We start from the raw sequence: 12,485 nt of genomic DNA on the forward strand, positions 1-12,485 counted from the left end.
CCGGAATTCTGCCTTCACTTTTTTTGTGGAGAAAGAGTTCCGGTTTTTTTATTGTCCAGCTTCCCGCTGAAATATATGAAATGCTTGAGAAATTATATTTTTACTAGATATTTTATCTGCAGGAGAGAAGACTAAAGGCAATATAACAAAATTAATGGGGTGAACAGTGTGACGGGGAAAACAGAACTTCAAAATCAGGAAATGATCGTAGTGCTGGACTTTGGAAGCCAGTACAATCAGTTAATCACACGCAGAATTCGTGAGTTTGGTGTGTACAGCGAGCTGCATCCGCATACGATTACAGCTGCAGAAATCAAGGAAATGAATCCGAAAGGAATTATTTTCTCTGGCGGACCTAACAGCGTGTATGGCGAAAATGCTTTCAGATGCGATGAAGAAATATTTGAACTGGGATTGCCGATTTTTGGTATCTGCTATGGCATGCAGCTGATGACCATGCATTTTGATGGAAAAGTAGAGCCTGCCAAGCACCGTGAATACGGGAAGGCAATTATGAAAATTGAAAATGAATCTAAATTGTTTACAGATCTTCCTCGAGAACAGACTGTCTGGATGAGCCATGGCGATCTTGTCGTAGAGGCTCCGGCAGGTTTTACAGTGGATGGAACCAATCCGTCATGCCCGATTGCGGCTATGAGCAATGAAGAGCGCGGTTTATACGCTGTTCAATTCCACCCTGAGGTGCGCCACTCTGTTCATGGAAATGATATGCTGAAAAACTTTGTGTTCGGCGTTTGCGGCTGTACTGGCGATTGGTCAATGGAGAATTTCATTGAAATTGAAATGGAAAAGATCCGCCAGGAAGTTGGAGATAAGAAAGTTCTTTGCGCATTGAGCGGCGGTGTTGATTCATCTGTTGTTGCCGTTCTTATTCATAAAGCAATCGGCGACCAGCTGACTTGTATTTTCGTCGATCACGGCCTGCTGAGAAAAGATGAAGCAGAAGGCGTCATGAAGACATTTGCTGATGGCTTTAATATGAATGTCATTAAAGTGGATGCCCAGGAGCGCTTTATGAATAAGCTTAGAGGTGTGAGCGATCCTGAACAAAAACGTAAAATCATCGGCAATGAATTCATCTATGTATTCGATGATGAAGCTGCTAAGCTTCAAGGCATTGATTTCCTTGCGCAAGGAACACTTTATACCGATATTATTGAAAGTGGAACAGCTACTGCCCAGACGATTAAATCTCATCACAATGTAGGCGGGCTTCCTGAAGATATGCAATTTAAGCTTATTGAGCCGCTTAACACGCTGTTTAAAGATGAAGTGCGTGCATTGGGAACTGAGCTTGGCATTCCAGATGAAATCGTGTGGAGACAGCCATTCCCTGGTCCAGGATTAGGTATCCGCGTTCTGGGGGAGATTTCAGAAGACAAGCTGGAAATTGTACGCGAGTCTGATGCCATTTTGCGTGAGGAAATTAAAAAGGCAGGTCTGGATCGTGATATTTGGCAATATTTCACTGTCCTGCCTGACATCCGCAGTGTGGGGGTAATGGGTGATGCCCGGACATATGATTATACTATTGGAATTCGTGCCGTTACTTCAATTGATGGCATGACATCTGACTGGGCCCGTATCCCTTGGGATGTACTGGAGATTATTTCAACAAGAATCGTGAATGAAGTATCACATGTCAACCGGGTTGTGTACGATATTACGAGCAAGCCGCCTGCTACGATTGAGTGGGAATAAAATACGAACATTAATAAAAAGCGGACATGAAAATGTTCGTTTTTTCTATTGACTAGGACTTTTTGAGGTGCTATGATAAAGAAGAATTAAATATGTCGTTTTACGTCGTATAATCTTGGGGATATGGCCCAAAAGTTTCTACCGAGCTGCCGTAAATAGCTTGACTACGAGGTAAGTGCAAATAGGGATGTTTTTGCCTTTATTCTTTTTTGTTTTTCCCTATGGCAAGCACGAGCCAGTTGTCAATGCTCCGGTACTCAATACCGGAGTTTTTTTATTGTGAAAATAAGGATAGACAATAGGGGGAAAAGAAATGAAGAAGTACTTCCAGTTTGAAGAACTTGGTACTAACTATCGCCGTGAATTCATCGGCGGACTCACAACGTTTTTAGCAATGGCTTATATTTTAGTCGTTAACCCGATTACTTTATCGTTAATGGATATACCGGATTTGCCGGATGCCATGAGAATGGACTATGGGGCAGTATTTGTGGCAACAGCAGTGGCTGCGGCAATTGGATCCCTATTGATGGGGGTGCTGGCCAGATATCCGATTGCACTTGCTCCGGGTATGGGATTGAATGCGTTTTTTGCTTATACTGTTGTTTTAACGATGGGAATCCCTTGGCAGCATGCATTAGGCGGGGTTTTGATTTCAGGGATTATCTTTATCTTTTTATCCCTTTCAGGTCTGCGTGAAAAAATTATTAACTCCATTCCTGCTGAATTAAAGTATGCGGTCAGTGCCGGAATCGGTTTGTTTATTACATTTGTCGGCGCTCAAAGTGCAGGGCTGATTGTCAACAATGATGCTGTCCTTGTTGGATTAGGGGATTTTACTGATGGAAATGTGCTACTGGCCATTTTCGGCATTGTGATAACGGTTATTCTGATGACAAAAGGAATTAAGGGCGGAATTTTTATAGGTATGGTAATCACCACAGTTGCTGGGATGATTGCCGGCTTAATTGATGTTCCGGGAAAGGTTGTTGATTCCGTGCCAAGTGTGGCTCCAACGTTCGGAGCGGCGTTCGGGGCATACAGCGACCCTTCATTCTTCTCAACCAGCATGCTGGTCGTTGTCCTGACATTCCTGTTCGTCGACTTCTTTGATACAGCAGGAACGTTAGTGGGTGTTGCCAACCAGGCGGGTTTAATGAAGGAAAATAAATTGCCTCGCGCAGGTAAAGCACTTCTGGCAGACTCAACAGCAACAGTCGTTGGTGCGATATTTGGAACATCCACTACAACTTCCTTTATTGAGTCTTCATCAGGGGTTGCGGCGGGTGCAAGAACAGGGTTTGCATCGATTGTCACTGCAGGATTTTTCTTGCTATCATTATTCTTCTTCCCGTTATTAGAAGTTATTACTTCTGCGGTGACGGCTCCAGCACTGATCATTGTCGGTGTATTGATGGTTGCATCATTAGGCAACATTGATTGGACAAAGTTTGAAATTGCTGTCCCGGCATTCCTGACAATTATTGCAATGCCGTTGACTTACAGCATCGCAACAGGAATTGCAATCGGATTTATTTTCTACCCAATCACCATGATTGTAAAAGGAAGAATCAAAGAGATTCACCCAATTATGTATGTGCTGTTTGTCATATTTGTTATGTATTTCATTTTCTTGAAGTAACAGGATGTGTGGGACCCGCTGGGATGCGGGTCTCTTTTTATAAAGTGAAAGTATAACGTCGGTAACTGACTAGCTCAAAGCGCCATCGGCTCTCAAGCCTAAGCTTGTCTAGTTTCAGCTCCTAGGGACTCTCGGGTCTAAGTCGTCCCTTTCCGAAAGTAAAAAACACCTTTTTACAGGGACCGTCTTATGATAGTCGTCCCTGGGGGATCGCCTTAACATTTCTTTCAATCCGTCTAAAAAGTTAAAGCACCTTTCTCTTTTCTTAATTCAAGTCGATCCGTTGACTTCCCGGACATGCTTTTATACCATGAGAGTACATTTGTTTAATGAGCGGGGAGAAGAGAATGGGTGAGTATAAGGTAAAAAAAGTACTGAATAATAACGTCCTTATTGGCAGCCATGAGTCATTGGGAGAAGTCGTCCTGATTGGGAAAGGGATTGGCTTCAACCGGAAATCGGGCCAGCCAATTGATTCTAGTTTGGTTGAAAAGCTCTTTGTGCTTAAAAATGAAAAAGAGCAGGAGAATTATCTGAAGCTCATGCCCTATGTGGATAATCAATTGCTTGAAGCAATTATCTCCTCCATCCAATTGATAAAACAAAGGGCAAATTCCATGCTTAATGAACATATCCACGTTGCGTTAACTGATCACTTGATGTTTGCGATAACACGCATGAAGAATGGGATGGAAATGAGGAATCCTTTTCTGGTCGAAACGAAGACACTTTACCCATTTGAATTCGAAATTGCCCAGGAAGTTGTAAACCTTATAGGGCATCGTACAGGTATTTATTTGCCGGAAGGAGAGATTGGATTTATTGCCCTGCACGTGCATAGTGCGGTAATGAATCGAGATTTATCCGAAGTGAATCAGCATTCTCAGCTGGTGACCCATCTCGTTAACATGATTGAAGAACAGCTGGATATTCAAATTGATAAAGACAGCATTGATTATATGAGGCTTGTCCGCCACATCCGCTTCACCATTGAAAGGGTTAACATAGGGGAGGTCGTAGAAGAACCGGAAAAAATAACTTCACTCTTGAAAGAAGAATATCCGGTGTGCTACAATCTCTCTTGGAAGCTCATTAAAGTAATGCAGCAAACATTAAAAAAACCAGTCTATAACGCAGAAGCTGTGTATCTGACTATGCATCTGCAAAGGCTTCAAAAGAAAATAAATTAATTACGATTATCTTGTCCAGTAATGGCAAGTCTTTACGTGTTACTGATTCGATCAGGCATGAGTGAAGAAAGGTAATTGAATTTAGGTAAATAGGGTATGATACCCTTGTATGCACCTGAATTCTATCCTTTTTTCCTCATGCCTTTTTTATTTTTTTAATGGTTGCCGCTATTAAATGAAAACGCTTAATGAGTAAAAATTTTAGGGGGTTAACATATGTTTAAAAAAGTATTTGGCGTCCTGCAAAAAGTCGGGAAAGCCTTGATGCTTCCTGTAGCATTGCTGCCTGCAGCGGGGATCCTGCTTGCTCTTGGTGCGGCTCTGCAGAATCCGGCGCTTCTTGAGCTGGCTCCGTTCCTGGATAACAGCGGGGTCGAGATCGTTGCCCAGGTTATGCAAAAAGCAGGGGATATCGTCTTTGCTAACTTGCCGGTGCTATTTGCGGTTGGTGTAGCTGTTGGTTTAGCAGGCGGTGAAGGTGTAGCTGCACTTGCTGCCATTATCGGTTATTTGATTATGAACGTGACAATGGGTACGGCTGCCGGAATAACGGCAGAGGATGTAAATGGGCTTAATTATGCGAATATCTTAGGTATTCCAACTCTGCAGACAGGTGTATTCGGCGGTATTATAGTTGGGATTATCGCTGCTGCATTATACAACAAATTCTATGAAATCGAACTTCCTTCATACTTAGGATTCTTTGCCGGGAAACGTTTCGTTCCCATTATTACGGCGGCAACATCAGTAGTCCTTGGTTTGCTGATGCTGGTTATTTGGCCGCCAATCCAGGAAGGATTAAATGCCTTCTCACAAAACATGGTTCATGCGAACCTGACTTTATCAGCGTTCATTTTTGGCTTAATTGAACGGTCGCTGATTCCTTTTGGTCTGCATCATATTTTCTACTCTCCGTTCTGGTATGAATTTGGACAGTATGTAACGAATGCAGGTGAAACAGTCCGCGGTGACCAGCGGATTTTCATGGCGCAAATCAGTGACAATGTACAAAACCTTACTGCGGGTACATTTATGACTGGTAAATTCCCGTTCATGATGTTCGGTCTGCCTGCAGCTGCATTAGCCATTTATCATGAAGCACGTCCTGAAAAGAAAGTGGTAGTCGGAGGTCTTATGGCGTCTGCGGCATTAACTTCTTTCTTAACAGGTATCACGGAGCCGCTTGAATTCTCATTCTTGTTTGTAGCTCCGATCCTGTTTGCTGTACACGCTGTGTTTGCAGGTCTTTCGTTTATGACCATGCATCTCTTGGATGTAAAAATCGGCATGACTTTTTCAGGCGGTTTGATTGACTATATCCTATTCGGATTAATCAACCCTCAGACAAATGCCTGGATTGTTATTCCGGTTGGATTGGTATTTGCTGTGATCTATTACTTTGGCTTTAGATTTGCCATCCGCAAATTTAATTTAATGACTCCGGGTCGTGAAGAAGTAGAAGATGAAGAATCAGCTGCTTCAGGCAAAGGTGGAGATCTTCCATATGAAGTTCTTGATGCTATGGGTGGACAAGAAAACATCGCTCATCTTGATGCGTGTATTACTCGACTTCGTGTATCAGTAAACGATATTAAAAATGTAGACAAAGAACGCTTGAAAAAACTTGGCGCATCTGGAGTACTGGAAGTTGGAAACAACATTCAGGCTATCTTTGGCCCAAGATCTGAAACAATCAAAGGCCAAATGAAAGATATCATGAGCGGCAAAAGACCGCGCGCAGTTGAAAAAGCTCCAGAAGGCGGAGTGGAGCAGCAGATTGAAGAAGTAAATCCTGAGGCTCTTCAGACTGAACATAAAGAAGATGCATTCATTGCACCATTAAAAGGTGAAATCAAACCAATTACAGAAGTGCCTGACGCTGTATTCTCAGGTAAAATGATGGGTGATGGTTTTGCGATTGTGCCTTCAGAAGGAACTGTAGTTTCACCGGTAGACGGGAAAATTGTTAACATGTTCCCGACAAAGCATGCAATCGGCATCCTTTCTGATTCAGGCCGCGAAATCCTGATTCATGTGGGTATTGATACGGTTAATCTGAAAGGTCAGGGATTTGAAGCGTTAATTGCTGAGAATGACCGTGTAGAAGCGGGACAGCCGCTATTGAAAGTGGACCTTGATTATATCGGGGAAAACGCCACTTCTATTATTACACCGATCGTCTTCACGAACCTTCAGCAGGGCGAGGCAATTAAAATTAATAAGCCTGGCGCTGTTGATCTTAAAGAAAAAGATATCATCGTCATCTCAAAACAATGATAGATAATATAGAAGAAACCAGCTGCGGTTCAAACAGCTGGTTTCTTTTTATTTGATAGGATAATAAACTTTTTGTGTTTTTTTTTGAATAACTTGTTGACCCTTTGGGCAACAGGTGTTATTATAGAAAAACAGTCGCTTGAGACGCTAACAGCATTTGAAAGTTTTAAAAAAAGTTGTTGACGAAGCGATTGAGAAATGATATATTAATAAAGTCGCTTCTGAGCGGCGGATTGATCTTTGAAAACTGAACGAACAAAACGTCAACGTTTAAATCAATTAGTCTTTTTCGAAAAGACAACTCGAGCTTAATCAACTCTTATATGGAGAGTTTGATCCTGGCTCAGGACGAACGCTGGCGGCGTGCCTAATACATGCAAGTCGAGCGGACAGATGGGAGCTTGCTCCCTGAAGTCAGCGGCGGACGGGTGAGTAACACGTGGGCAACCTGCCTGTAAGACTGGGATAACTCCGGGAAACCGGGGCTAATACCGGATAACTCTTTTCCTCACATGAGGAAAAGCTGAAAGATGGTTTCGGCTATCACTTACAGATGGGCCCGCGGCGCATTAGCTAGTTGGTGAGGTAACGGCTCACCAAGGCCACGATGCGTAGCCGACCTGAGAGGGTGATCGGCCACACTGGGACTGAGACACGGCCCAGACTCCTACGGGAGGCAGCAGTAGGGAATCTTCCGCAATGGACGAAAGTCTGACGGAGCAACGCCGCGTGAGTGATGAAGGTTTTCGGATCGTAAAACTCTGTTGTCAGGGAAGAACAAGTACCGGAGTAACTGCCGGTACCTTGACGGTACCTGACCAGAAAGCCACGGCTAACTACGTGCCAGCAGCCGCGGTAATACGTAGGTGGCAAGCGTTGTCCGGAATTATTGGGCGTAAAGCGCGCGCAGGCGGTTCCTTAAGTCTGATGTGAAAGCCCCCGGCTCAACCGGGGAGGGTCATTGGAAACTGGGGAACTTGAGTGCAGAAGAGAAGAGTGGAATTCCACGTGTAGCGGTGAAATGCGTAGAGATGTGGAGGAACACCAGTGGCGAAGGCGACTCTTTGGTCTGTAACTGACGCTGAGGCGCGAAAGCGTGGGGAGCAAACAGGATTAGATACCCTGGTAGTCCACGCCGTAAACGATGAGTGCTAAGTGTTAGAGGGTTTCCGCCCTTTAGTGCTGCAGCAAACGCATTAAGCACTCCGCCTGGGGAGTACGGCCGCAAGGCTGAAACTCAAAGGAATTGACGGGGGCCCGCACAAGCGGTGGAGCATGTGGTTTAATTCGAAGCAACGCGAAGAACCTTACCAGGTCTTGACATCTCCTGACAACCCTAGAGATAGGGCGTTCCCCTTCGGGGGACAGGATGACAGGTGGTGCATGGTTGTCGTCAGCTCGTGTCGTGAGATGTTGGGTTAAGTCCCGCAACGAGCGCAACCCTTGATCTTAGTTGCCAGCATTCAGTTGGGCACTCTAAGGTGACTGCCGGTGACAAACCGGAGGAAGGTGGGGATGACGTCAAATCATCATGCCCCTTATGACCTGGGCTACACACGTGCTACAATGGATGGTACAAAGGGCTGCAAGACCGCGAGGTTAAGCGAATCCCATAAAACCATTCTCAGTTCGGATTGCAGGCTGCAACTCGCCTGCATGAAGCCGGAATCGCTAGTAATCGCGGATCAGCATGCCGCGGTGAATACGTTCCCGGGCCTTGTACACACCGCCCGTCACACCACGAGAGTTTGTAACACCCGAAGTCGGTGGGGTAACCTTTTGGAGCCAGCCGCCTAAGGTGGGACAGATGATTGGGGTGAAGTCGTAACAAGGTAGCCGTATCGGAAGGTGCGGCTGGATCACCTCCTTTCTAAGGAATATTTACAAGAAACGTGACGTTCTTTGTTCGTTCAGTTTTGAGAGTTCAATCTCTCAATGAAAGATTCGTTCTTTGAAAACTAGATAATGATTATGAAGAAGCAATAACCGAGTAATCGCCATTTTAGTGAATTCTCTCTATGTTAAATAGAGTTAAAAACCTTTGATACTGTTCATCTTCGATGAACCAGTCAAATACGGTTAAGTTAGAAAGGGCGCACGGTGAATGCCTTGGCACTAGGAGCCGATGAAGGACGGTACTAACACCGATATGCTTCGGGGAGCTGTAAGTAAGCTTTGATCCGGAGATTTCCGAATGGGGAAACCCCCTATCCGTAATGGGATAGGATCCTTACCTGAATACATAGGGTATGGAAGGCAGACCCGGGGAACTGAAACATCTAAGTACCCGGAGGAAGAGAAAGCAAACGCGATTCCCTGAGTAGCGGCGAGCGAAACGGGATTAGCCCAAACCAGGAGGCTTGCCTCCTGGGGTTGTAGGACACTCTATACGGAGTTACAAAGGAACGAGGTAAATGAACAGGTCTGGAAAGGCCGGCCAGAGAAGGTAAAAGCCCTGTAGTTGAAACTTCGTTCCCTCCAGAGTGGATCCTGAGTACGGCGGGACACGAGAAATCCCGTCGGAAGCAGGGAGGACCATCTCCCAAGGCTAAATACTCCCTAGTGACCGATAGTGAACCAGTACCGTGAGGGAAAGGTGAAAAGCACCCCGGAAGGGGAGTGAAAGAGATCCTGAAACCGTGTGCCTACAAGTAGTTAGAGCCCGTTAATGGGTGATAGCGTGCCTTTTGTAGAATGAACCGGCGAGTTACGATTACATGCGAGGTTAAGTTGATAAGACGGAGCCGCAGCGAAAGCGAGTCTGAATAGGGCGAATGAGTATGTGGTCGTAGACCCGAAACCAGGTGATCTACCCATGTCCAGGGTGAAGTCCAGGTAACACTGGATGGAGGCCCGAACCCACGCACGTTGAAAAGTGCGGGGATGAGGTGTGGGTAGCGGAGAAATTCCAATCGAACTTGGAGATAGCTGGTTCTCTCCGAAATAGCTTTAGGGCTAGCCTCATGTAGTAAGAGTCTTGGAGGTAGAGCACTGTTTGGACTAGGGGCCCCCATCGGGTTACCGAATTCAGACAAACTCCGAATGCCAAAGACTTATCCATGGGAGTCAGACTGCGAGTGATAAGATCCGTAGTCAAGAGGGAAACAGCCCAGACCACCAGCTAAGGTCCCAAAGTATACGTTAAGTGGAAAAGGATGTGGAGTTGCTTAGACAACCAGGATGTTGGCTTAGAAGCAGCCACCATTTAAAGAGTGCGTAATAGCTCACTGGTCGAGTGACTCCGCGCCGAAAATGTACCGGGGCTAAACGTATCACCGAAGCTGTGGATTGACATCTTTCGATGTCAGTGGTAGGAGAGCGTTCTAAGGGCGTTGAAGCCAGACCGCAAGGACTGGTGGAGCGCTTAGAAGTGAGAATGCCGGTATGAGTAGCGAAAGATGGGTGAGAATCCCATCCACCGAATGCCTAAGGTTTCCTGAGGAAGGCTCGTCCGCTCAGGGTTAGTCGGGACCTAAGCCGAGGCTGAAAAGCGTAGGCGATGGACAACAGGTTGATATTCCTGTACCACCTCTTTACCGTTTGAGCAATGGGGGGACGCAGGAGGATAGGGTAAGCGCGCTGCTGGATTAGCGCGTCCAAGCAGTTAGGCCGGTAACGAGGCAAATCCCGTTACCATACAGGCTGAGCTGTGACGGCGAGGGAAATTTAGTACCGAAGTTCCTGATTCCACACTGCCAAGAAAAGCCTCTAGCGAGGGAAAAGGTGCCCGTACCGCAAACCGACACAGGTAGGCGAGGAGAGAATCCTAAGGTGAGCGAGAGAACTCTCGTTAAGGAACTCGGCAAAATGACCCCGTAACTTCGGGAGAAGGGGTGCTCATTAGGGTGAATAGCCCTGATGAGCCGCAGTGAATAGGCCCAGGCGACTGTTTAGCAAAAACACAGGTCTCTGCGAAGCCGCAAGGCGAAGTATAGGGGCTGACGCCTGCCCGGTGCTGGAAGGTTAAGAGGAGAGGTTAGCGCAAGCGAAGCTTTGAATCGAAGCCCCAGTAAACGGCGGCCGTAACTATAACGGTCCTAAGGTAGCGAAATTCCTTGTCGGGTAAGTTCCGACCCGCACGAAAGGCGTAACGATCTGGGCACTGTCTCAACGAGAGACTCGGTGAAATTATAGTACCTGTGAAGATGCAGGTTACCCGCGACAGGACGGAAAGACCCCGTGGAGCTTTACTGTAGCCTGATATTGAATTTTGGTACAGCTTGTACAGGATAGGTAGGAGCCTGAGAAGCCGGAGCGCCAGCTTCGGTGGAGGCGTCGGTGGGATACTACCCTGGCTGTATTGAAATTCTAACCCGCGCCCCTGATCGGGGCGGGAGACAGTGTCAGGTGGGCAGTTTGACTGGGGCGGTCGCCTCCTAAAAAGTAACGGAGGCGCCCAAAGGTTCCCTCAGAATGGTTGGAAATCATTCGCAGAGTGTAAAGGCACAAGGGAGCTTGACTGCGAGACCTACAAGTCGAGCAGGGACGAAAGTCGGGCTTAGTGATCCGGTGGTTCCGCATGGAAGGGCCATCGCTCAACGGATAAAAGCTACCCCGGGGATAACAGGCTTATCTCCCCCAAGAGTCCACATCGACGGGGAGGTTTGGCACCTCGATGTCGGCTCATCGCATCCTGGGGCTGTAGTCGGTCCCAAGGGTTGGGCTGTTCGCCCATTAAAGCGGTACGCGAGCTGGGTTCAGAACGTCGTGAGACAGTTCGGTCCCTATCCGTCGTGGGCGCAGGAAATTTGAGAGGAGCTGTCCTTAGTACGAGAGGACCGGGATGGACGCACCGCTGGTGTACCAGTTGTCTTGCCAAAGGCATCGCTGGGTAGCTATGTGCGGAAGGGATAAGTGCTGAAAGCATCTAAGCATGAAGCCCCCCTCGAGATGAGATTTCCCATAGCGTCAAGCTAGTAAGATCCCTGAAAGATGATCAGGTTGATAGGTCAGAGGTGGAAGCGTGGCGACATGTGGAGCTGACTGATACTAATCGATCGAGGACTTAACCAAGTCATTGGTAGATTCTCGGCAAATGCTTCTTCATACATTATCTAGTTTTGAGGGAACGAAGTTTCTTCAATCAAATAGTCCGGTGGCGATAGCGAGAAGGTCACACCCGTTCCCATACCGAACACGGAAGTTAAGCTTCTCAGCGCCGATGGTAGTTGGGGGCTGTCCCCCTGTGAGAGTAGGACGCTGCCGGGCAAATGAAAGAGCACCTGATGGGTGCTCTTTTTTTTGTGTAATTATAGGTATCTGAATCAGTTAGACCCTCCATTTTATTGAAAAATGCATATTTGCGTCAGGCTCAAATTATATGCGCCACTCCTTATTCCGCCGACTGTTTTAAAAGTTAAATCTGTTCTCTTCAAAGACAAATTGCCCCAAATGTAAGATAAACTTCATAATATGTTAGATAAAAATGAAACTTGTTAGATATACTTACAAACTTGTTAGATAAAAGTCCATACATGCTAGATAATCTCCAAAACCTGCTAGATAAACCTGTTACGAACCTCTCTCCTTCATATAGCCTCAATAAGATCCATAAACAGATAAGCCGTTTCATTCCACTCGAAAAAGGATAACCTATACACAAAGAATCAATTTTTGAAAAAAGGTTATCAAAAGCCAATTTCTTTTGTACAATA

Annotated in this window: 4 protein-coding genes, 3 rRNA genes and 1 riboswitch; all 7 genes read left to right on the forward strand. The window is 46.2% G+C overall.

Translation table 11 applies throughout. The annotated features are described in order from the left end of the window. The first annotated feature begins 201 nt into the window (after window positions 1–201). The 7 genes from guaA (at window position 202) to rrf (ending at window position 12,039) form a co-directional block, all read left to right on the forward strand. A complete protein-coding gene (guaA, locus tag NAF01_RS01740; RefSeq protein WP_163141780.1) occupies window positions 202–1,722 on the forward strand; it encodes a glutamine-hydrolyzing GMP synthase in 1,521 nt (506 codons plus the stop codon). Window positions 1,723–1,807: 85 nt separating this feature from the next. Continuing rightward, window positions 1,808–1,909: riboswitch (purine riboswitch) on the forward strand. Window positions 1,910–2,035: 126 nt separating this feature from the next. Then, complete coding sequence (locus NAF01_RS01745) at window positions 2,036–3,364, forward strand: NCS2 family permease (protein ID WP_048010861.1); 1,329 nt, start codon at window positions 2,036–2,038, stop codon at window positions 3,362–3,364. 347 nt (window positions 3,365–3,711) lie between these two features. Continuing rightward, window positions 3,712–4,554 (forward strand): glucose PTS transporter transcription antiterminator GlcT, encoded by an 843-nt coding sequence (gene glcT / locus NAF01_RS01750; protein ID WP_250801606.1) that lies wholly within the window; start codon window positions 3,712–3,714, stop codon window positions 4,552–4,554. Window positions 4,555–4,770: 216 nt separating this feature from the next. Beyond that, complete coding sequence (gene ptsG / locus NAF01_RS01755; RefSeq protein WP_163141768.1) at window positions 4,771–6,831, forward strand: glucose-specific PTS transporter subunit IIBC; 2,061 nt, start codon at window positions 4,771–4,773, stop codon at window positions 6,829–6,831. 320 nt (window positions 6,832–7,151) lie between these two features. Then, window positions 7,152–8,701: ribosomal RNA gene (locus tag NAF01_RS01760) — 16S ribosomal RNA — on the forward strand. 207 nt (window positions 8,702–8,908) lie between these two features. Then, window positions 8,909–11,844: ribosomal RNA gene (locus tag NAF01_RS01765) — 23S ribosomal RNA — on the forward strand. A 78-nt stretch (window positions 11,845–11,922) separates the two neighbouring features. After that, window positions 11,923–12,039: ribosomal RNA gene (rrf, locus tag NAF01_RS01770) — 5S ribosomal RNA — on the forward strand. Together the 16S, 23S and 5S rRNA genes form the textbook arrangement of a ribosomal RNA operon. Window positions 12,040–12,485 lie beyond the last annotated feature (446 nt).

The organism is Cytobacillus firmus, assembly GCF_023657595.1.
Taxonomy (GTDB): domain Bacteria; phylum Bacillota; class Bacilli; order Bacillales; family Cytobacillaceae; genus Cytobacillus; species Cytobacillus firmus_B.

What these genes read in the sequence shown, in the direction of transcription:
- glcT (WP_250801606.1), top strand. Translation starts at nt 3,712, where the DNA reads ATGGGTGAGTATAAGGTAAAAAAAGTACTGAATAATAACGTCCTTATT.
- NAF01_RS01745 (WP_048010861.1), top strand. Translation starts at nt 2,036, where the DNA reads ATGAAGAAGTACTTCCAGTTTGAAGAACTTGGTACTAACTATCGCCGT.
- guaA (WP_163141780.1), top strand. Translation starts at nt 202, where the DNA reads ATGATCGTAGTGCTGGACTTTGGAAGCCAGTACAATCAGTTAATCACA.
- ptsG (WP_163141768.1), top strand. Translation starts at nt 4,771, where the DNA reads ATGTTTAAAAAAGTATTTGGCGTCCTGCAAAAAGTCGGGAAAGCCTTG.